The following is a 21405-nucleotide window of genomic DNA, read 5'->3' on the forward strand; positions in this document are numbered from 1 at the left end:
CGCACAGAGAGTTCCCCGGATGACCGACCTCGCCCTGCTCCCCGCCCACGAACTCGCCCGGCTGATCCGGGTCCGCGAGTTGTCGCCGACCGAATTGATGCGGCACACCCTCGACCGCGTCGAACGGCTGAACCCCGCCCTCGGCGCCGTGGTCTCCCCGGACCCGGAACGTGCCCTCGCCGAGGCCGCGGCGCAGACCCGTCGGGTGGCGGCCGGCGCGGACCTCGGACCCCTGGGCGGACTCCCGCTCGCAGTCAAGGACTTGGAGGACGCGGCGGGCTTTCCCACCAGCCGGGGTACCCGGGCCTTCCACGGCCGCCCGCCGGCGTCCGCGGACAGCGTGCACACCGCGCGACTGCGCGCGGCCGGCGCGATCGTGATCGGCAAGACCAACACGCCTCCGCTGGGCGCCGCGGTACACACCACCAACGGCGCGTTCGGCACCACCCGCAACCCCTGGGCCCCCGACCGCTCGCCCGGCGGCTCCAGCGGCGGCTCGGCCGCGGCGGTGGCAGCCGGGCTGGTCCCGCTCGCCACGGCGGGGGACGGCGGCGGCTCGACCCGGATCCCGGCCGCGCTGTGCGGCCTGTTCGGGCTCAAGACCAGCCGGGGCCGGATCCCTCATGGGCCACAGGGCGCGATCGACTGGACCCACCACAGCTGCCCCACCCCGATGACCCGCACGGTCCACGACGCCGCCCTGCATCTGGACCTCACCGCCGGATACCACCGCGCCGACCCCTGGTCACTCGAACCGCCCGGCATCTCCTATGTCGCCGAACTCGCCCGCTCGCTCCCGGCATTGCGCATCGTCATGGACGCGAGCCTGGGCGTCGCCGAACCTACGGCCGACGTGCGTGACGCGTTGGTCCGGGTCGCCGGGGTGCTGCGCGACCTCGGACACCACGTTGTCGAGGACGCCGCGACGACCACCCTTCCGCACGCCGATACGTTCGACCGGCATATCCGCACCCGGCAGCGCGTACTCGCCCATCAGCGACTGGTGTCCGTCCTGGACGACTTCGAGCGCCGCCCGGAGGACTTCGAACCCGGCTTCGCGAGCCTCCTGGCCGACGCGGGTTCGCTCGGTCCTCGGGACACTCGCGAATACTGGCTGTATCGCGGCCGATTGCACGTGTGGGCCGATGACGTGTTCGACGGCCACGACCTGCTCCTGACGCCCACCACGCCCGTGACCGCATGGCCCGCCGAGGGCCCGGACATCGCCCGCGCGGTCCGGGAACGCACCATCCCCATCGCGTACACGGCCGTCTTCAACGACACCGGCCACCCCGCGATCAGCGTGCCCGCCGGGCTCGACGCGCACGGCCTGCCGATCGGTGTGCAACTGGTCGCCCCACGGGGGCGGGACGACCTGGCACTGCGGGTGGCGGCGGCGTACGAGCAGGCGGCCGACGGCCTGATTCCGGACCTGGCGGGTGCGGTCGTCAACAGGTAGGCGGGGGAGGGGTGAGGCGCGTGAGGTGGGTGGGGGTACCTCGGGGTGACCAACGTCGGTTGTGCGCAAGGGTGTCGGGCGAATCGGGTGTGCCCGGGGGATGAATTGTCATCCGAAGTCCGCCGAAGTCTGGACGGCCGGCGCAGTCGTCCGGTGGGATGGCTTCCGCTCCCGCGTTGCCGACCGGTCGTGGGGAGCCCTGAGTTCGGAGCTCGGCCGTACCACCTGCATCCCCTGCCCACGGCACTCCACACCGGGAGCGTCGGCACCCTGGAGGTATTCGATGCGTCGACTGTCCACGGCACTTGCCGCCACCGCGATGACGATCGGCGTCGGAGTCGGCGTGGCCACGCCGGTCCAGGCCGCTCCGGCGGACAAGCCGCAAGTGCTCTCCAGTTGGACCCAGACCAGCGCCGCCAGCTACAACGCCTGGTGGTCCGCCCGGCAGAACCAGGGCAACTGGGCCGCCTACAACTTCGACTGGTCCACCGACTACTGCAGCAGCTCGCCCGACAACCCGCTCGGCTTCCCGTTCCAGAACTCCTGTGCCCGGCACGACTTCGGCTACCGCAACTACAAGGCGGCGGGTACCTTCGCCGCCAACAAGCCTCGCCTGGACAGCGCGCTGTACGAGGACCTGAAGCGGGTCTGCGCCCCGTACGGCGCGGTGGCCCGGGCGACCTGCAACAGCACGGCCTGGACCTACTACCAGGCGGTCAAGCTCCTCGGCTGAGCCGAAGTCCCCGGACCGGCGGCGGCAGCGTCGTCGGCCCGGGGTACGGTCAGCGCTCGCCGATGCCCCCCAGTACCGGCTTGACGTCCACGATCGGGGTGCCGTCGAGCGCTTCGAGGTCGCGGACGCCCATCCGCAGGCCATCGATCGTGATGATGCGTACGCGGTGCAGACCGATCGGGTTGGGCCGGTCCGGCGAGCGGGTGTCGAACACCCCCCGCACAGGCGTGCGGGCGTCGCCGCGCGGGTGCACGGACAACACGTCCCGGTCCGCTCGGTCGAGCCAGGTCAGCACCAGGACGTCGGCGCCGACCGCCAGATCCCGGAGCCCGTCGGCCACGTCCGGCTCGAACACGATCCAGGCCTCCGGCGAACCCTCGTCCCCCTGCCTGGGCGCGGACGCCCGATCCACCAGCGGGGATCGGACCCGGCCGATCGGCCGCAGCACATACCCGCCCTCGTCCCGACCGCTCTCCGGCCCCTGCCGCGTGTCGTCGTTCACCGTTGTGCACCCTTCGTCTTCGATCCCACCCGCCGTCGCCGGCTTGACCGATGCGCGACGGCGGATGTGACGAAGACCGTCGGCGGGACGCGGGACGCGGGACGCGGGGCAGGGTCAGTCGGCGACGTCGAAGAACACCGAGCGCACCTCGAGGTCGTCCCGGGTGGGCTTGCCATGCGGCTTCAGACGCCACTCGGCGCCGGTGCAGTCGGCCCCCCGGTAGACGGTGACCCAGTCGTCGGTCTCGTTGTGCGGGCCGAAGCCGGGCGGCACGTCGTCCGAACCGACGCCGTACAGGTCGATGCACAGGCCGCTGCGCGGGTCGTGCAGGGTGACCTGATGTTCCTGCCCGGACGCGTCGACGTACTTGTAGTGGAACCGTCCCTCGGCGGCCACGGAGGTTCCGGGCAGAGACAGGACCAGCGCGAGGGCGGCCACGGCAGCGCCGGCGGCATTACGAAGCTTCAAGGCAAATCCCTTCCAAAAGGTTACTTGGTCGACTTTAAAGGGACTTCCCAAGAAAGAAGCGGACATTTCAACGAAACGCTGCGTGAAGTCCGGCAGCCCCGCGCGGTGCACACCTTCCGTGGCGTGTGGGCGTGTGATGCGGGCTGGAGGCTGTTGAGGTTTGCGCTTGTGGTTGCGGGGGCGCCGGCGCGGGGTGAGCCGCCGCCGGCACTCGGGGCTCCAACCCCCGAAACCCCCGACGAGACGGGCACATTGCTCGGCAGAACCCGGCTGGCAACGGGGGAGCGGGAGGGCGACCCGGCGGGCGTCGCGCTTGTGGTTGCGGGTGGCCGGTGCGGGGCCGGTCCGAGTCGATGGTGGGCCGCCGCCAGCGTTCGGGGCTCCGAGACTTGGCGGTTCCGACGAGGCGGGCGTGTTGCTCGGCGAAAACCGGCTGGCAGCGGGGGCGGGGAGGGCGGTCGAGTCGGGTCCTCCGCGGGGCCTTCCCCAGTGGGCCGTGCGCTTCCGGCGGGCGTCGCGCTGTTGGTTGCGGGTGGCCGGTGCGGGGCCGGTCCGAGTCGATGATGGGCCGCCGCCAGCGTTCGGGGCTCCAAGACTTGGCAGCTCCGACGAGGCGGGCACGTTGCTCGGCGAAAACCGGCTGGCAACGGGGGGAGGGCGCTTGGGTCGAGTCCTCCGGGGAGCCTTCCCGAGTAGGTCGGGCGTCTCCGGCGGGCGTCGCGCTGTTGGTTGCGGGTGGCTGGTGCGGGGCCGGTCCGAGTCGGTGGTGGGCCGCCGCCAGCGTTCGGGGCTCCGAGACTTGGCGGTCCCGGCGAGGCGGGCGTGTTGCTCGGCGAAAACCGGCTGGCAGCGGGGGCGGGGAGGGCGCTTGGGTCGGGTCCTCCGCGGGGCCTTCCCCAGTGGGCCGTGCGCTTCCGGCGGGCGTCGCGCTGTTGGTTGCGGGTGGCCGGTGCGGGGCCGGTCCGAGTCGATGATGGGCCGCCGCCAGCGTTCGGGGCTCCGAGACTTGGGGGTTCCGGCGAAGGGGGTGTGTTGCTTGGCGAAAACCGGCTGGCAGCGGCGGGCCGGAGTGGGGGCTCGGGTCGAGTCCGCCGGGCTCGCGTTCCCCAGTGGGCTGGCTGTCCTCGGCGGGGGTTGGGAGAGGAGTTGGGGCTCGAAACCGGATCGCGAGGGGTGTTCTTACCTCGGTGTGGGAGAAAACCGCTGGTCAGTGCGGGCACGCGGCTGTTTCAGGTGCCTCGGGATCCGGTTTCGGCCCCGACTGGGCACTTTCGGTCTTTTCGCCGGCGTTGAGGGCGTCGGAGCGCGCGAAACCGGCACTCGACGCCCGACGTTCCACCCAGACGGCACAAGACCGCAGGTCACCGAAGCCCGAAGCTCACAACCACCCGTTGCGATCCGGTTTCGAGCCCCAACCTCCTCCCCCACGCCCTCGGAGTACCCCGACCCACTCGTGAACGCAAGCCCGGCAGACACGACTTGAGCCCCCTCCCGGCCCGCCGCAGCCGGCCGCTTTTTCACCGAGCAACGCACCGTCCTCGCCGAAACCCCCAAGGCTCGGAGCCCCGAATGCCGGCGGCGGCCCACTACGCGTGCCGGACAAACCCCGCACCGGGCGCCGCGCAACCACAAGCGCAACGCCCGCCGGAGATGTCCGGCCTACTCGGGAAGGCTCCTCGAAGGACTCGACGCGGCCGCCCTCCCCGGCCCCCGTTGCCAGCCGGTTTTCGCCGATCAACGCGCCCGCCTCGTCGGGAGCTTCGAGTCTTGGAGCCCCGAACGCTGGCGGCGGCCCATCACCGACTCGGACAAACCCCGCACCGGCCGGCGCGCAGCCAAAGGCGCAACGCCAGTCGGGAACGCCCGGCCTACTCGGGAAGGCTCCCCGGAGGACTCGACCCGGCCGCCCTCCCTGCCCCCCGTTGCCAGCCGGTTTTCGCCGACTAACGCGCCCGCCTCGTCGGAGCTGCCAAGTCTCGGAGCCCCGAACGCTGGCGGCGGCCCATCACCGACTCGGACGAGCCCCGCACCGGCCACCCGCAACCAACAGCGCGACGCCCGCCGGAAGCGCCCGGCCCATTCGGGAAGGCTCCTCGGAGGACTCGACGCGGCCGCCCTCCCTGCCCCCCGTTGCCAGCCGGTTTTCGCCGAGCAACGCGCCCGCCTCGTCGGAGCTGCCAAGTCTTGGAGCCCCGAACGCTGGCGGCGGCCCATCACCGACTCGGACCGGCCCCGCACCGGCCATCCGCATCCACAAGCGCGGCGCCCGCCGGAGACGCGCCGGCCCATTCGGGAAGGCCCCGCGGAGGACCCGACTCGACCGCCCTCCCCGCCCCCGCTGCCGGCCGGTTTTCGCCGAGCAACGCGCCCGCCTCGTCGGAGCCCCCAAGTCTCGGAGCCCCGGACGCCGGGCGCGGCTTACCCCACGTGCCGGGCCTGCCCCGCATCGGCGTCCTGTGGCCGGAAGTGGGGGCCTCAGCGGTCGGTGTTCTGGTGGGGCTGGGGGCGGTAGCGGGCCAGGAACATGTCCACGCCGCCGGTGATCAGGCGGGCCGTCAGGTCCGCGTCGGGGGCGGCGCCCGTGGAGCCGTACGCGATGTGTGGCATCAGTACCAGGCCGGACAGCTGGATTGCGGCCAAGGGCACGTCGTCGATGGCGAGTTCGCCGCGTTCGACCAATCTGGTGAGCGCGGTGCGGACCACCACGTGGAAGCGGTCCGGGCCCAACTCCTGCCAGGTGCGGCCCAGTTCGGGTAGGCGGGGCATCGAGCCCAGTACCACGTTGTGCAGCGCGAGCACCTCCGGGGTGGCGTGGCCGGCCACCCACGCCTCACAGATGGCGATCAGGTCGGCCCGTACGTCGGTGGAGGAGCCCAGGCGTTCCTCGATCAGGTGCATGGAGTCGAACAGCGCCCGATCGAGCATGTCGCCGACGATCGCGATGAACAGTGCCTCCTTGCTGCCGAAGTGGTTGTAGACGGTCACCTTCGCGACGCCGGCCTCGGCGGCGATGGTGTCCATGCCCACCCCGTAGCCGTCGCGCAGGAAGGCGTCGGTCGCCGCCTTCAGGATCGCCGCGCGCTTGCGTGCCGCGCGGTCACCCGAGGGGATGCGCTTGGGGGTCTGCTCGGCTGCCCACACGGTCGACTCCTCTGCTTGTCGTTGCGATCATGCGTTGCCGCGCGTGCGTTCGGCACGGCGCATGAGCGCTGGATCGTTACTCAGTCTAATCAATACTGAACCGTACGGATCGGTTTGGATCAACTGAACTGCACTGTTGAGTTCATGTGAACTGGACTGTATGGTTTGGTTTATCGAGCGGCGTCGCACACCTGAAAGAGGGCGGCAGATGAACCACGACACGGCTACGAACCCGAAGGTGGCACCGGCGGCGCCCGCCACCCCGGCATCCACGGCAACCGCCGCCCCGGCAACCACCGTCGCCGCCCGAACCGGCGCCGCCTTCGCGCTGCTGGCCGCCGTACAGGCCGTCCTCAACACCTCGGTCACCATCACCTCGGCCGCCGGCCCCGACATCGCCGCCGACCTCGGCCTCGGTGCCTCCGGCCTGGTCTGGACCGGCGCCGCCTACACCCTCGCCTTCAGCGGCCTGCTCCTGCTCGGCGGCCGGATGGCCGACCGGTACGGCCGCCGCAACGCCTTCCGGGCCGGCATCGCCCTGTTCGCCGCCGCCTCGCTGGCCGGCGCGCTCGTCCCCGGCGGAAGTTGGCTGATCACCATCCGGCTGCTCCAGGGCGCCGGTGCCGCGGTGGCCGCACCCGCCGCGATGGCCCTGGTCGGCGACGTGTTCCCGGTCGAGGCCGCCCGACGACGTGCGATGGCCGCGTGGGGCGGACTCTCCGGCGTCGGCGCCGCGTTGGGCATGCAACTCGCCGGCGCCACCGCCACCTGGGCCTCGTGGCGATGGTCCTTCGTCGCCCTCGCCCTGGTCGGCTTCATGGTCGCGGCCCTGGCCGGGCGATACCTGCCGGCGGGCCCGACGCCGACGCGCGGTCGGGTGGACGTACTCGGCGCGGCCCTCGTCACCGGCGGTGTCGCGCTGCTCAGCCTGGGCCTGGTGGCCGTCGGCACACACGGCTGGCTCACCTCCGCCGTACTGCTGCCGATCGGCGCCGGATTCGGGCTCCTGCTCGGCTTCGGCGTGGCCGAGAACCGGGTCGCCGCGCCGCTGATGCCGCTGCGCTTCCTGGCCTCGGGCCGTCGGGTCGGCGCGCTGGCCACCGGCATGCTCGCACCGATCGCCGGATCGTCGGCGGCGTTCCTGATGTCGCTCTACTTCCAGCGCGTGCTCGGCTGGTCCGCGCTGCGCTCGGCGCTGGGCTTCGTCCCGTACACCCTCGCGCTGATCGCGGTCAGCGCCACCAGTGTGCCGATCGTGGCCCGGCTCGGCGCCCGGCGGACCGCGTTCCTCGGACTGGTCACGATGGCGCTCGCGTTCCTGCTGTTCGGCCGGATCGACGCGGAATCCGCCTACGTCGGCGCGCCGTTGGTGGGCATGCTCGTCCTTCCCGTCGGGATCGGACTGACCGCCGCCGCAGCGGTGGTCGGCGCGACGCGGGGCGTGTCGGCCGGGGACGCCGCACTGGCCGGCGGCGCCTTCAACACCTCGATGCTGATGGGCCCGACCATCGGCATGGCCCTGTTCGCCTCGCTCGCCGACGCCCACACCGGCACCGGCCCGTCCCCGGAGCAGGCCGCCACCGACGGCTACGTCTTCGCCTTCCACGCCGCGGCAGCGCTGTTCGCGGTCGCCGCGGCGGCCGTGGCGGTCCTGCGGGGGATCCGGCCGGCGCGGGCCTGATCGGGCTCGCCCACCGCCCGACCACTCGTCACCCGGCCGACCGGCTGACCGGCTGACCAACCGACAGGCCACCGACCGGCCGATCGGCCACCGACCAACGGACCGACCGACCAACCACCCCCACCCATCAAGGAGTTCACCGATCATGATCAGCATCGACACGACCGCCGCCACCCCCACCCCCACCACCGCTTCCGCTCCCGCCACCACCTGGGTCGCAGGCTTCCGCTCCGCCGTGCTCGGCCCGTACGAGGACATCCGGATCCAGCCGTCCCGCGCCTTCCGCGACCAGACACTCCGGCAGATCCTGCACATGGACGGCGGCGGCACGACATTGCGGGTGTTGCTGAGCAACGAATACGGCAGAGAGCCCCTGGTGATCGGAGCGGCGCGGGTCGGCTCGGCCGGCGCGGACGGCGTCGTGGATCCGGCCGCGGAGGCCGTACTGCGGTTCGACGGGGCGGCCGAGGTGACCATCCCGGTCGGCGTCCGGATCCAGAGCGACCCGGTCGAGTTCGCCACCGAACCCGGCACCGACCTGGCGCTGACCCTGTACTTCCCGAAGGACACCGGCCTGGCGACCTACGCACACACCCCTTCCCAGAACGCCTACCTGGTGGCCGGCAACGCCGTGGGGCGAGCCGCGTTCGACGACGCGGAGGAGGTCGACGGGCGGTACTACGTGGCCGGGGTCGACGTCCTGGCGCCCGAGGGCACCGCGATCGCGGTGGCGTTCGGGGACTCCTGGTTCGGTGGCGGTGGCACCACCGTCGGGGCCAACCTGCGCTTCCCGAACCAGCTGAATCGGCGACTGGCCCGGGGCTGGGTGGTCAATCAGGGTCTCGGCGGCAACCGGCTGCTCACCGACGAGGTCGGGCTGCACGGGCTCGCGCGGTTCGAACGCGATGTGCTGTCCGTGCCGGGCGTCACCCACGTGCTCTTCCACTTCGGCCTCAACGACCTGGGCCTGCCGGGCATGTCCGGCAAGCCGCCGGCCCGCGCGGCGGACCTCATCGAGGGCTTCATCGCGCTGGCGGCGCAAGCTCGCGCGGCCGGGCTGACCTCCATCGGCGCCACGATGGGCCCGTACGGCGGCACCATCTACCCCGGCGTTGACAGCGCCCAGGGTCGCGTGGAACGCCGTCGGGTGAACGAGTGGATCCGTACCTCGGACGTCTTCGACGCGGTCGTCGACGTGGCCGCCGCGGTCCAGGACCCGAACGCCCCGGACTTCATCCGGGCCGACCTCGACAGCGGCGACCACCTGCACCTCAACGACGCGGGCGTGCGCGCGATGGCCGACGCCTACGACCTGGCATACGTACGGCTGTGACGGCCGCGCACCGAAGCGCGTCCGCCGTCGAACCCCCGTCACCCGTCACCCGCCACCCTCGGCCCGTCACCCGCCGCCCGGTCCCCGGACCGCGACCGGCGGGTGACGCCGTTCCAGGGTGGTGTCGGAGTCGTCGGATAGCGTGCTGCGATGACGGATTTCGTGTTGGTCGCGGGGGCGTGGTTGGGGTCCTCCGCGTGGGACGAGGTGGTGCCGGAGCTGCGGGCCGCGGGGCACGGGGCGTATCCGTTGACCCTCTCCGGGCTGGCCGAGAAGCGGGGCGTCCCGGCCGGGCAGCGTACACACGTGCGGGACATCGTGGCCGAGGTCGAGGATCGCGACCTGCGCGATGTGGTCCTGGTCGGACACAGCTACTCGGGCATCCCGGTGGGGCAGGCCGCCGAGCGGATCGGTGACCGGCTGCGCAGGATGGTTCTGGTCGATTCGAACGTCGCCGTCCACGGCGAGTCGTTCGCGTCCGGATCCTGGTCCGGCGAGGCGGCGATCACCGCCGCGATCGTCGCCAACGGCGGCTTCTGGGCGGTGCCGGAGGCGGCGGAGTTCGCGGGACAGGGCCTCACCGACGAGCAGATCGCCCGGCTCGTGGCCGACGCGACGCCGCATCCCGGCGACACCCTGATCGAACGGGCCGAGTTGGCGGGGTCGTTGGGCGACCTCCCGACGACCTACCTCAAGTGCCTCCTCGACGGCCCGGAACCGAATGACGCCGTGGCGAAGCTGCTGACGAGCGAACGGTGGCGGCTGGTCGAGATGGACACGGGCCACTGGCCGATGTACTCCCAGCCGCACGAACTGGCCCACATCCTCCTGGCGGAGGCCGGTCGATAGCCGGAAGGAGTTCCCGTGTCCGTTCGACACACGCGTCATCCGACGCCGGCGATCACCCAGTACGCGAGCCCGGGCCTGATCGGCGCGATCGTCTACGCCGGCCATCCGCCGGGCGACGACGACGCCTGGGCGGTGAGCGGGGCGCCGGATCGGGCCGCCTACGGATACTGGGCCGGGCGGTGGTGCGGGATGGCCTGTCTGCGGATGGCACTGTTCGCGCGGGACGGCCATGCGCCGCCGTTGTACGAGCTGATGGTCGGCTGCACGGCGCACGGCGGGTATGTGCGTCGGGAGGACGGCGGGGTCGACGGCCTCTACTACCGGCCGTTCGTCGAGTACGTGCGGGAGGCGCACGGGTTGCGGGCGGAGGTGTCACCGAGCTGGGGCCGGACCGGCTCGCCGACGAACTCGACCGGGGCCGCCTGGTGATGGCCTCCGTGCATCGGGAGATTCGCCGCCCCGAGCGACCGGCACCGGGACGTGGCGGACACCTCGTCCTGGTCACCGGTCGGCGGGACGACGCGGTCACCTTCCACAATCCGTCCGGACACACCCCGGAGGCGGTGTCCGCCGCGCTCGCGCCGCACCGCTTCGACGAGTTCGCCGCCCGGCGCGGCATCGTGCTGCACGTGTGAGGCGCGCGGCCGGGACCATGGTCCGGCAACTACGCTGGGGACAAACGTGCGTTACGTTCGTGACGTTCCGTTCGGTAAGGAGCATCGACCGTGATCCTGAGTGCGCTGACGTTCTCGCTCACACCGAAGCCGTGGGACACGATGTCGTGGGTGGAGGTGCCCGACGGACTCGAGTTCGTGCGCTACGAGATCACCACGATCCCCGCGCCCAGGCGTCCCGAGGTGGAGGCCACCCCGGACGAGGAGAACCGCTGGGCGCTGGCCGCGCGCGACTTCGAGAAGGAGTTGCTGGACGCCCAGTCCGACGTGCGTCGGGAGCACGGCATACGCACGAAGCCGCGCTTCATGGCCGACACCGCCACGGTGCGCCTGTGGCGCTACTCGTGGTTCCCCAACCGCCGAGCCCGCTCCCGCCGCTCGTGGGAGCGCTGCGTGGCCCGCATGCGCGCGGCCGAGGAACGCTACCGCCCGACCCGCGAGGAAATCGAGGCTCGGGTGGCGGCGACCAAGGCCCGGGAGAATTAGCGGATCACCCTGCGCTGTCGCCGGAACCCCAAGCGGGTGTGGTCGTTGAGTCGGTCATGACGCACATCAAACGGATTGTTGCCGGACTGGCGGGCGTGGTGGTGGTGCTGGGCGCGGTGTCGGCGCCTTCGGCCGGGGCGGCCGACGGATACGACCGCTGTCCCGTCGGGTTCTACTGCATGTTCTCGGGCCTCGACGGCACCGGCGACATGATCCGGCTGAGCGGCAGCACACCGGATCTCGCGGCGCTCGGCATGGACGACCGCGCCAAGTCGGACTGGAACCGCACCCCGTCGACCATCCACCTGTGGTCCGACGCGCACTATGGCGGGTGCACGGCCGTCACCTCGTCCGGTCCGACCGGCAAGGGCAACTTCTTCCCGAGCTTCCGCGACTTCTTCAGCTCGGTACAGTTCGACGGCCCGGGCGGCCCGGGCTGCGGTACGTCTCCCGACGGGGTCCCGGGCGACGAGGCGTGACCGAGCCGCTCCCGTCACCGCGCCCGCCCGACCGTCACGGAGGGACGGTGGCCCCGCCGGTGAGGGGGAGCAGTTCGGGGCGGCCGGTGGCGTGGGCGGTGTACGCGTGCACGTCGGCCCAGCATGGGATGTGCTCGTCGAAGCCGCGTCCGCACGCGCAGTTCTGCGCACCGCGGGTCGCGAAGGCACAGATGAGCGTGGTGCGGTAGCAGGCCATCGCCGCCTCGCACCACTCCCACGGCACCGGCTCGCCGGGCTCGGCAAGGGAGACCGGATAGGTGCCGAGGTTGTAGCCGATGTTCGCGACGATCGGTTGCAGCGGGAGGAGGGTGTGGAACACACCCCGGTCGGTCACCGTGACGCCGCCCTCGGGGTCGACGAGTCCCAGTGACAGCGGGCCCGCCTCGGTGATGAACTCCGCGAATACAGCGGGCATTTCGTCGACGAGTGGATCGGGAGCGAGCGGTCCCGACCCGCTGCGATGCCCGGCGACGGGCCACGTGTGCGTGGCGGCGTCGTGCCTGCCCAGGTGGGGTCGGTACGCCGATCAGGTGGGCGAATCGCCGGTGGGGGTTGGCGAGGTCCCGGGCGATCGACGTACCCGGGACACTCCACGTGACGCGGCATCGGCCGTCCGCCGCCGCACGGGACGCCAGTCGCAGGTCGGCGAGGTCGACGCCCTTGGCGTAGCGGCGCATGACGTCGAACGCCGCGCTGAGGTCGACCACTTCGGTAGGCGCGAGAACATGGGTGTCGCTCGAACGCGGCTCAGCGCTGGACATGGGTGGCGGCCCCTTGCGTCGAGATGGGTCGGGGGGAAGTGGCGGTGGTCCGGGCGGTGATGGATGCACTCGCGTTCCGGTGCCCGGGTGAGGAGCGGAGGAAGGCGACGCGGCTGAGCTTTCGGGGAGGGTGGGAGGCGCTGCCGTCGACACGGATCACCGTGTACTGATCGGCGAATGCCGGTACCAGTCGCAACCCCCGACCGGCCTCCTCCTCGTCCTCGTAGTCGCCGTCGGTCTCGTCGTCGGCCTTCGACCTCAACCGCGGCAATTCGTCAGGTGCTTCGTCTCCGACGTCGATGATCAGCCGGTCCTCGCGAAGCTCCCAGGCGAGGGTCACCGACCCGTGGCCGACATGCCGGAGCACATTGGTCACCAGCTCCGACACGACCAGCAGGACCCCGTCGGTGACATCCGGATCCAGTCCCGCCCCGAGGCAGACCTTGGCTATGTGCCGACGGGCCCGCCGGGGTGCGTGGATCGAGAGCGGCAATGCGACGAGACGGTCCGGAGGCGCTTCGGGCGTGGGATCCGGCATTTGGCGCCCAGCCGGGCGCGTTCGTCCTCTTCGAGATGCCATTCGGAGAGGCGGACATGGGCTTTACGGAATCGGCCTGTTCCCGGACGTGCGAGCACGCTACGGGGTCGCCGTCAGTCGACCCTGCTCGCCTGCCGCGCCTCGGCCGCCGGTACCCGCGTCACGTCGGGGCGCCCTGCTCGACGGCCCAGTACCCGTTCGACGACCACGGCGGAGAGGCAGAGAAGCGCCGCGAGCACGGAGAAGGCGGGGAAGATCACGCTGTCGCTCCAGACGGTCGCGCCGATGCCCACGAGGAGTGTGGGCGTGATGAGCGCGCCGTACGCGAGCAGGTAGAACATGGACATGACCGCCCCACGCCGCTCGGCGGGGATGTGTGCGGTCAGGTGGCGCAGGGAGCCGCCGAAGGCCAGTCCGTAGGCGCCGCCTTGGAGCGCGACGGTGACGATGATGACGACGGCGTTGCCGGTGGCGAAGCCGCCCACCCCGACCGGCATGAGCACGGCGAGTGCCACGTCGCCGCCGAGTGCGACCGTGCGGGCCGGGAGGCGCGCGCTGACGACCTGGGCGAGGGCGGCGGTCAGGGTCACGGCCGCGATGACGACGCCGCCGAAGAACGGACCGTCGACGTGCGCGGCGTGGGATGCGATCGAGGGTTCCAGCGAGAAGCAGACCCCGAGTACGGACCAGGCGGCACCGGCACCGATCACGGCGAAGACGAAGCGCCCGCGGATCTCCTTGGGCACCTGCGGACGCGGAATCTCCAGCGGCGCGGCGCCGGCCGAGGGGTGCGGCTCACGCATCGCCACCAGGAGGATGAACAGGACGACGGCGATGAGCGCGTCGGCAAGATACGGCAGGAGCAGGGGGTGGAAGTCGATCTGGGCGAGGGTCGCGGTGCCGAGCGCGGCGACGGCGATGCCGACGTTGAACGCGATGGCGGTGAGCGTCCCGGTCCGCGCCGCCCGCTCCGGGTCGACGTCCAGCAGGGCGGCTCCGCCGACGACGACGATGGCGCCGATGCCCACCCCGTTGAGCATCCGCGCCACGATGAGATACCCGGGTCCTGCGGCGAAGACGAAGACGGCGAGTCCGGCGAGCAGTAGGAGGACGGCGACCAGGAGCACGGGCCGACGTCCGTACCGGTCGGACAGAGCCCCCGAGACGAGGATCGCGACGACCGCCACGGTTCCGTACGCGGCGAAGACGACGGTGGTCATAAAGGGCGGATAGCCCCACTTCTCGGCGTACAGGGAGTAGAGCGGTGACGGGATGGCGGAAGTCGCCTGTCCGAGCGTGAGGAGGACGAGGAGGGTTGCATAACTCCACGGCTGGGGCCGGCGGTCAGGGGACGGTGCCCGCACGAGGACTCCTGGTAAGTTAGATGAGGATCGTACTTCGGAGAGGCTAGGGAGAAGTACGATGATCGTCAAACTTGGAGTTGTCCGATGCCGTCCTGGGAGACCCCACCGGACCGGTTGCCGCCCGTCGCGGGCATCCGGAAGCTGCTGCGCGCCCTCGCGGACCCGGTACGCCTGGAAATGGTCCGTCGTCTGGCGACGCATCCCGCTGCCGAGGCTCCGTGCTCGGACCTCTACGAGGACCTGAGCAAATCCACCGCGACCCACCACTTCAAGATCCTGGTGGAGGCGGGCATTCTCCACCCGGTCATGGTGGGTCCCTCTCGCGGCCACCGCCTGCGGCGTACCGCCCTTCAGGAAGCTGTACCGGGCCTGCTGGACGCGCTGATGGGGGCCCTGGCGCGCGAGAGTTGACGGGCTCGGGGGGTCGGGGTCGGGGAACGGGTCCTGGGGGATCGGTGCGGGAGGCGACGGCGCCGGGGCCCGGCGAGGGGGATCCCCATGACACGGTCGGTTGTGCTGCGGCAGCCTGACGCCCTGTCTCGTCGTTCGGCGGACGAACCCTCCCGGAAGGAACCGTTCTTCATGCCGTTGCGCGCCCGCTTCGCTGCCGCCTTCATATCGCCCCTCCTCGTGATGACCGCCGCGTGCGGGGGGTCGGATGACGAGAAGGATGGTGCGAAGGCGCCGGAAACGGGCAGCACCGCAGGCGTGACCACCGGTGCCCCGGGCGGAAGTTCCGTGAGTGGCGGTGCGGTTGCCGCCGGCACCAAGGGTTACAAGCTCGTCGTCCCGGAGTCGATCGACGCCTACACGAAGTCGAGCACCGGCACCACGCCCGGCGCGACGGAGGCCGAGGACCTCGGGGTGAAGAACGCCCAAACGGTGTCCGGCGTCTACAACGCGCCCGACCCCGACCCCGACAATCGGGCGACGCTGGGCGGCGCCCGGCTGACCTTCTACGGCTTCCACGGCGAGATCGCCGACCCCGCCAAGACCCTCGACCGCTACTTGGCCACCGTCGGCGACAAAGGCATGAAGGGCAAGGGCAAGGCGCCGGGGACCGACATTCGGCCCGTCGAAGGCGCCAAGACCGTCAAGCCCGCCGGCTTCGAGGGCGCGCTGATGAAGTGCCAGGTCATGCAGTACACCGGCGCCAAGGGCGACGGGACCGCGAAGCCCGGTGCGGATTTCCGCTTCCCGGTCTGCGCCTGGGCCGACTACGCAACTCTCGGCGGCGTCGACGTCGCCGTCCTGACGGAAATGACGACGGGCGGCGAGGGCGTCTCCCAGGACGAGGCAGCCACGTTGACCGCCAAGCTCTACGACCTGGCCCGCCAAAAGACCTGACCCACAGCGCGGTTCGGGCCCATGGCGCAGGCGAGGTATCGGCCCGGTGACCTCTTCGGCTCGGCGCAACGGCGGGGGCGGGGCGCGCGTTCGGCCACGAGGGGCACCCCGCCCATATGGCCTAAGCGGCTTCCGTTTCGTCCATGTTCAGTGTCCGGTCGACCGGCGGCGCGGCGGGAGTACAGCCCTTGCCGGCCCGGGCGAGAACGAGGTTCACCGGGTCGGCCCCATCCACCTGGATCTTCACCGGATACGGCTTGCCCTCGGCGAGCACGTGCACGGTCCGGGTGGTCTCGTCCCCCTGCCGCGCGGTCAACGCGATGACCCGCTTCCCGCCGATCTCCGAGATCTCGCCCATGGTGTAGGCGAGTTTCGCATCCCCGAAGACGGAACCCATGCCGTCGAGCTGGTCATCAGGGTCGGCCGTGGTCGTCACGTACTTGTCGGCGAGTCGGGCGGCCCCCTCGTCGATCTCGGCCTGAGTATTCTCGGACCGGCCCCCGATCGCGCGCCAGAACGCGACGTCGCCCTTCCGGTACGCCTTGCCCCCGACCACGATCACCTCGGCGGGGTGACCCAGGATGCTCTCGGTGCCCTGTAGGTCGCGACCCACGTGCACGCAGACGTCGTAGTCGGACCGGATCGAGTCGGCCACGGCATCGCCGGTGACCTTGAAGTCCTCGGCCTGCCACAGCGCTTGCGCCTCGTTGACGAGGGCCCGGGGATCCTTGCCGACATTTGAGGACTTGCCACCGTCTCCGTCGCCATTGCACGAGGTGACCGAGACAAGCCCGAAGGCGACGGCGGACAGAGCCACCACGACACGACCGATACGCACGGGAGTTCCTTTTTCCTGCCACGAGAAGACGAACACAACCAACACGTCAGTATCGCGGGCATGCCTCCCGCGCCGACCGCCACCCCTCCCGCCCGGGGTGCGCGTGGGTTCAGGGACTGTGTTCCTGCTGAGGTTCGCGCTCGGGGTTGCGACGATGGCCGCTCCGGGGGCGGTCCGAGTCGGTGGTGGGCCGCCGCCGGCGTTCGGGGCTCCGAGACTGGAACTTCCGGCGAGACGCATGCGCCGGCAGCTGGGCGGGTGGGAGGTCCGGCCGTGTTCTCTGCGGCGCCTTCCCGAGGGGGTCGGGTGTTTCCGGCGGGCGTTGTGCTTGTGCTTGCGGGTGGCCGGTGCGGGGTTCGTCCGAGTCGGTGATGGGCCGCCGCCAGCGTTCGGGGCTCCGAGACATCGGCCTCCCGACGAGACCGGCGCATTGCTCAGCGAAAACCGGCTGGCAACGGGGGGCAGGGAGGGCAGCCGGGTCGAGTCCTCCGGGCAGCCTCCGGAGTGGGCCGGGCGTTCCCGACTGGCGTTGCACCTTTGGCTGCGAGTGGCTGGTCCGGGGTTTGTCCGAGTCGGTGATGGGCCGCCGCCAGCGTTCGGGGCTCCGAGACATCGGCCTCCCGACGAGGCCGGCGTGTTGGTCGGCGAAAACCGGCTGGCAGCGGGGGGCAGGGAGGGCAGCCGGGTCGAGTCCTCCGGGGAGGCTTCCCGAGTGGGTCGGGGCGTTTCGGGGGCGTTTGGAGGGGAGTTGGGGTTCGAAACCGGATCGCGATGGGTGGTTGTGGGCTTCGGGCTTCGGTGACCTGCGGATTTGTGGCCTCGGGGTGGAAAGCCGGGCGTCGAGTGCCGGTTTCGTGCGCTCGGGCCTCCTCAACACCGGTGTTGAAGACCGAAACTGCCCGATCGGGGCCGGCTTCGGACGCTGCGACCCCCCGAGACCGTCAAGAGACCAAAAATACCCAGCGGGAGCCGAAACCGGATCCCGAGGCACCCGAAATAGCCGCCGCCAGCGCTGACCTGCGGTTTTCTCTCACGCCGAGACTACGGCGCCCCGCGCGATCCGGGTTCGTGAACCTTAATCACCCACATGCCACTGCCTGCCGAAAGCACCCGCCCCACTCGGAAAGGCTGCCCGGAGGACTCGACCCGGCTGCCCTCCCTGCCCCCCGTTGCCAGCCGGTTTTCGCTGAGCAATGCGCCGGTCTCGTCGGGAGGCCGATGTCTCGGAGCCCCGAACGCTGGCGGCGGCCCATCACCGACTCGGACAGACCCCGCACCGGCCGGCGCGCGGCCAAAGGTGCAACGCCAGTCGGGAACGCCCGGCCCACTCCGGAGGCTGCCCGGAGGACTCGACCCGGCCGCCCTCCCTGCCCCCCGTTGCCAGCCGGTTTTCGCTGAGCAATGCGCCGGTCTCGTCGGGAGGCCGATGTCTCGGAGCCCCGAACGCTGGCGGCGGCCCATCACCGACTCGGACAGACCCCGCACCGGCCGGCGCGCGGCCAAAGGTGCAACGCCAGTCGGGAACGCCCGGCCCACTCCGGAGGCTGCCCGGAGGACTCGACCCGGCCGCCCTCCCTGCCCCCCGCTGCCAGCCGGTTTTCGCTGAGCAATGCGCCGGTCTCGTCGGGAGGCCGAAGTCTCGGAGCCCCGAACGCTGGCGGCGGCCCATCACCGACTCGGACGAACCCCGCACCGGCCACCCGCAACCACAGACGCAACGCCGGCCGGAAGCACCCGACCCATTCGGGAAGGTCGCCCGAGGACCCGACTCGGCCGACCTGCCTCTCCGCTGCTGACGGCCGGCCGCGTTTCGCCGAGCAACGCACGCGACTTGCCGAAGGATCCGAGTCTCGGAGCCCGCACTCCGGCGGCGGCCACCCCTCTCGACCCGGACCAGCCCCGCGCCGATTGCCCGCGCCCGCCGGCGCGAATCTCGGCAGGTGTCACTGAGTGACTCGGGTGAGTGGTCCCGGGGGATGTGCGGTGGCACTTTGGGCGGGTGATGTCGAGCTATCAGTTGGCGGTTGCGCAGGTTTTGGCGGAGGCGGACGATACCGGGGCTTGGCGGTTGTGGCCCGGGGATCCCTGGTGCATGGTGGCGCCGCCGAAGCACATTCGGCGGCGGCAGGGTTGGAAGTTGCACCTGTCGGCGACGGCCCGGTCCGCGCCGCGGGTGTTGGAGAACGCGGCGCGGGTGTTGGTTGCGCACGGGTGTGCGTTCAAGTTCGCCGTGACGCCGAAGGCTGCCGCCGAGATGAACGCGGTGCGGGCGGTGCGGGCGATGTCCGGCAAGTTCATCACCGCGTATCCAGCCGATGACGAGCAACTGGTCCGGCTCGCCGCCGAGTTGCATGCGGTGACCGAGGGGCTGCCGGGGCCGGCCATTCTCTCCGATCGGCGGTATCAGCCGGGCAGCCTGGTCCACTACCGGTTCGGCTGCTTCGCCCATCCCCGGGAGTTGAACGACGAGGGCTTCTACGAGGGCCGCCTCCAGGCACCCGACGGCACGTTCGTACCGGACCGACGCGAGCCCTGGTTCGCGCCGCCCGCCTGGGCCGTCGACCCGCTGGCCGAGCCCGCGCCGCCGGCCGGGTCCGCTCCACCCGGCGGCGAGCGCAAGCGCGGTGCCCCCGTCCTGCTCGCGGACCGCTACCGGGTCCGGGCGGCGATCAACCACTCCAATCGGGGCGGCGTGTACCGGGCTCGGGACGAGCGCACCGGCGAGGACGTGCTGATCAAGGAGGCCCGCCCGCACGTGGCTTCCGGGCCGGACGGCCGTGACGCCCGGAACTGGCTTCGGCACGAGGCCGAGGTGCTCGAACGGCTCGCGCCCGGCGGTCCCGGCGGGATCGTGCCGGCGGTGCGCGAGGTATTCGAGCAGGGTGGGCACGTCTTCCTCGTCGAGGACCTGATCGACGGCGACACGCTCCAGCGGTGGACCACGGACCGGTTGGAGCGCCGGCACGGCGACGACGGCCGGATCCCGATCCCGGCCGCATGGGAACTGGCCCGCGAACTCGTCCGGTTGGTGGCACAGGTCCACGATGCGGCGCTGGTGCTACGGGACTTCAAGCCGAGCAACGTGATGATCACGCCGCAGGGGCGGCCCGTGCTCGTGGACTTGGAGGGCGCGGTGCCGCTCGACGGACGGGCGCCCGTGATCGGTACTCGTGGATTCAGTGCGCCCGAATACCTCGCCGTGAGCGGATCCGCGCCGCCGGCGCCCGGTACTTCGGCCGACTGCTTCAGCCTGGGCGCGACCCTGCTGCACGCCACGGCCGGGATCAGCCCGGTCCTCGCCGCGGAAGACGCGCCGGCGCGGTCGGCCGGCGAGCGGATCGCGGCGATCGTCGGCGCCGCGGCCCCCGGGATTCCGGCCCTTGACGCGTTGGCGCCGCTGGTCGTCGGGCTCACCGCCGACATCCCGGAGCGGTGGACGCTCGCGCAGGCCGCCGACTTCCTGCGGGCGGCGCCGGACCCCGACCCGGCCCGCCGACCCCCGAAGCCGCGGCCCGAGCGGCCTGCCCCGCCGCCCGCCCCGCATCGGCTCCTCGCGGACGGACTGGCCCACCTCGTCGAGACGATGAACCCGGATGCCGCCTACCTGTGGCCCGCCCCGCGCTCGCTGCCCGACGGCGACCCGTGCAACGTGCAACTGGGCGCGGCCGGCGTGCTTGCCGTCCTGGACCGGGCCGTCCGGTGCGGCCATCGGGACGCGGAACCGGCGCTGCGCACCGCCGCCGACTGGCTCGACCGCCGCTTGGCCCGGCCGGAACGGGTCTTGCCGGGGCTGTACTTCGGGCGCTCGGGGTCGGCCTGGGCGCTGTACGAGGCGGCCCGGACCCTGGCGGACGAACCGCTGGCGGCCCGCGCCGCGGCGTACGCCCTGGCCATCCCGCTGACCGGCCGGAACCCGGACGTGTGCCACGGTCTGGCGGGCGCCGGCACCGCCCAGTTGCACCTGTGGCACGCCACCGGGGACGTCCGGTTCGCCGAGCGGGCCGGGGAGTGCGCGGACGGGGTGTTGCGACTGTTGGCGGCGGCCGACGGCGGCGTGGACTGGCCGGTGGACGGCGACGTCCGCGCCGAGCTGGCCGGTTCGTCCCTGTACGGCTTCGGCCACGGCGTGGCGGGGAACGCCGCCTTCCTGCTGTCGGCGGCGCGCGACCTGGATCGGTCCGACCTGCTCGACATCGCGATCGGCGGCGGACACGCGCTGGCCGCGGTCGCGGATCGGCGCGGAGACGTCGCGCTGTGGCCGAAGGGCCCGGGGCGTACCGAGCGGCCGGGGCTGAACTTCTGGTGCAACGGCACATCCGGCGTGGGGACGTTCCTGGTCCGGTTGTGGCGGGTCACCCGCGAGGACCGCTGGCTCGACCTGGCCGAGGGTGCCGCGCGCGCGGTGTACGAGGAGCGGTGGCGGATGGGCCCCGGCTCGTGTCACGGCGTGGCCGGCAACGCCGAACTGCTGCTCGACCTGCACGAGGCCACCGGCGACGACCGCCACCACGCCCGGGCGCGCGAACTCGGCGACTGCATAGCGTTGCGCGCCGCCCGCAGGCACGGCCGGCTGCTCGTCCCGGACGACACGCTGCGCGACATGTACGCGTCGTACGGCGTCGGGATGGCCGGTGTGCTGGATTTCCTGCTCCGCCTGACGCACGGCGGACCACGCTCGTGGCTGGTCGACCGGCCGGCCACCGTACCGATTCCCGGAAAGGGGAGATGAAG

At 71.8% G+C, this 21405-nt stretch carries 19 protein-coding genes; 12 read left to right on the forward strand and 7 right to left on the reverse strand.

Features of this window, described 5'->3' with window-relative positions; all coding sequences use genetic code 11:
* Positions 1-19 precede the first annotated feature (19 nt).
* Together B4N89_RS34990 and B4N89_RS34995 are read left to right on the forward strand one after the other, a co-directional pair.
* Positions 20-1459, forward strand: a complete 1440-nt coding sequence (locus tag B4N89_RS34990; protein WP_078980476.1) for an amidase — start codon at positions 20-22, stop codon at positions 1457-1459.
* Positions 1460-1742: 283 nt separating this feature from the next.
* Positions 1743-2192, forward strand: a complete 450-nt coding sequence (locus B4N89_RS34995; protein ID WP_078980477.1) for a phospholipase — start codon at positions 1743-1745, stop codon at positions 2190-2192.
* A gap of 49 nt (positions 2193-2241) precedes the next feature.
* On the opposite strand, the gene tsaA is transcribed toward B4N89_RS34995, so the two are convergent.
* The 3 genes from tsaA to B4N89_RS35010 form a co-directional block, all read right to left on the reverse strand.
* Positions 2242-2694 (reverse strand): tRNA (N6-threonylcarbamoyladenosine(37)-N6)-methyltransferase TrmO, encoded by a 453-nt coding sequence (gene tsaA, locus B4N89_RS35000; protein ID WP_078980478.1) that lies wholly within the window; start codon positions 2692-2694, stop codon positions 2242-2244.
* 114 nt (positions 2695-2808) lie between these two features.
* Positions 2809-3162 carry a hypothetical protein gene (locus tag B4N89_RS35005; protein WP_078980479.1) on the reverse strand — a complete coding sequence of 118 codons (354 nt, stop codon included), beginning with the start codon at positions 3160-3162 and terminating at the stop codon, positions 2809-2811.
* Positions 3163-5637: 2475 nt separating this feature from the next.
* Positions 5638-6303 (reverse strand): TetR/AcrR family transcriptional regulator, encoded by a 666-nt coding sequence (locus B4N89_RS35010; protein ID WP_101897418.1) that lies wholly within the window; start codon positions 6301-6303, stop codon positions 5638-5640.
* A gap of 208 nt (positions 6304-6511) precedes the next feature.
* Here B4N89_RS35010 and B4N89_RS35015 point away from each other — a divergent pair, with 208 nt between their 5' ends.
* The 7 genes from B4N89_RS35015 to B4N89_RS35040 all read left to right on the forward strand — a co-directional run bounded on the left by B4N89_RS35015 (position 6512) and on the right by B4N89_RS35040 (position 11805).
* Entirely contained in the window at positions 6512-7984 is a 1473-nt protein-coding gene (locus tag B4N89_RS35015) for an MFS transporter (protein ID WP_078980480.1), read from the forward strand.
* Between the two features lie 145 nt (positions 7985-8129).
* The gene (locus B4N89_RS35020; RefSeq protein ID WP_078980481.1) at positions 8130-9317 is read left to right on the forward strand and encodes a GDSL-type esterase/lipase family protein; all 1188 of its coding nucleotides are present in this window, start codon (positions 8130-8132) and stop codon (positions 9315-9317) included.
* Positions 9318-9467: 150 nt separating this feature from the next.
* Positions 9468-10166, forward strand: coding sequence for an alpha/beta fold hydrolase (locus B4N89_RS35025; RefSeq protein ID WP_078980482.1), 699 nt, complete (start codon positions 9468-9470; stop codon positions 10164-10166).
* A gap of 15 nt (positions 10167-10181) precedes the next feature.
* Positions 10182-10595 (forward strand): hypothetical protein, encoded by a 414-nt coding sequence (locus tag B4N89_RS35030; RefSeq protein ID WP_235619088.1) that lies wholly within the window; start codon positions 10182-10184, stop codon positions 10593-10595.
* 8 nt (positions 10596-10603) lie between these two features.
* Entirely contained in the window at positions 10604-10801 is a 198-nt protein-coding gene (locus B4N89_RS51900) for a hypothetical protein (protein ID WP_235619089.1), read from the forward strand.
* Positions 10802-10891: 90 nt separating this feature from the next.
* Positions 10892-11326 carry a hypothetical protein gene (locus B4N89_RS35035; RefSeq protein WP_078980483.1) on the forward strand — a complete coding sequence of 145 codons (435 nt, stop codon included), beginning with the start codon at positions 10892-10894 and terminating at the stop codon, positions 11324-11326.
* 56 nt (positions 11327-11382) lie between these two features.
* Positions 11383-11805: a peptidase inhibitor family I36 protein gene (locus B4N89_RS35040; protein ID WP_078980484.1), complete on the forward strand. Its 423-nt coding sequence runs from the start codon at positions 11383-11385 to the stop codon at positions 11803-11805.
* A gap of 34 nt (positions 11806-11839) precedes the next feature.
* Here B4N89_RS35040 and B4N89_RS35045 read toward each other — a convergent pair whose 3' ends face one another.
* From B4N89_RS35045 to B4N89_RS35055, 3 genes are all read right to left on the reverse strand, one after another.
* The gene (locus tag B4N89_RS35045; protein WP_078980485.1) at positions 11840-12241 is read right to left on the reverse strand and encodes a hypothetical protein; all 402 of its coding nucleotides are present in this window, start codon (positions 12239-12241) and stop codon (positions 11840-11842) included.
* A 332-nt stretch (positions 12242-12573) separates the two neighbouring features.
* A complete protein-coding gene (locus tag B4N89_RS35050) occupies positions 12574-13080 on the reverse strand; it encodes an ATP-binding protein (RefSeq protein ID WP_161500919.1) in 507 nt (168 codons plus the stop codon).
* A gap of 158 nt (positions 13081-13238) precedes the next feature.
* Positions 13239-14489: an MFS transporter gene (locus B4N89_RS35055; RefSeq protein WP_078980487.1), complete on the reverse strand. Its 1251-nt coding sequence runs from the start codon at positions 14487-14489 to the stop codon at positions 13239-13241.
* An 84-nt stretch (positions 14490-14573) separates the two neighbouring features.
* Between B4N89_RS35055 and B4N89_RS35060 the strand changes: the two genes are divergently transcribed.
* Positions 14574-14900 carry an ArsR/SmtB family transcription factor gene (locus B4N89_RS35060; protein WP_078980488.1) on the forward strand — a complete coding sequence of 109 codons (327 nt, stop codon included), beginning with the start codon at positions 14574-14576 and terminating at the stop codon, positions 14898-14900.
* Positions 14901-15227: 327 nt separating this feature from the next.
* Positions 15228-15836 (forward strand): hypothetical protein, encoded by a 609-nt coding sequence (locus tag B4N89_RS35065; protein WP_143658190.1) that lies wholly within the window; start codon positions 15228-15230, stop codon positions 15834-15836.
* A 121-nt stretch (positions 15837-15957) separates the two neighbouring features.
* Here the strand turns inward: B4N89_RS35065 and B4N89_RS35070 are convergent, their stop codons facing one another.
* A complete protein-coding gene (locus B4N89_RS35070) occupies positions 15958-16674 on the reverse strand; it encodes a hypothetical protein (RefSeq protein WP_143658191.1) in 717 nt (238 codons plus the stop codon).
* Positions 16675-18766: 2092 nt separating this feature from the next.
* On the opposite strand from B4N89_RS35070, the gene lanL reads away from it, so the two are divergent.
* The gene (gene lanL, locus B4N89_RS35075; RefSeq protein ID WP_235619090.1) at positions 18767-21403 is read left to right on the forward strand and encodes a class IV lanthionine synthetase LanL; all 2637 of its coding nucleotides are present in this window, start codon (positions 18767-18769) and stop codon (positions 21401-21403) included.
* Positions 21404-21405: the final 2 nt, after the last annotated feature.

Origin of the sequence: Embleya scabrispora (genome assembly GCF_002024165.1) — a bacterium.
Taxonomy (GTDB): domain Bacteria; phylum Actinomycetota; class Actinomycetes; order Streptomycetales; family Streptomycetaceae; genus Embleya; species Embleya scabrispora_A.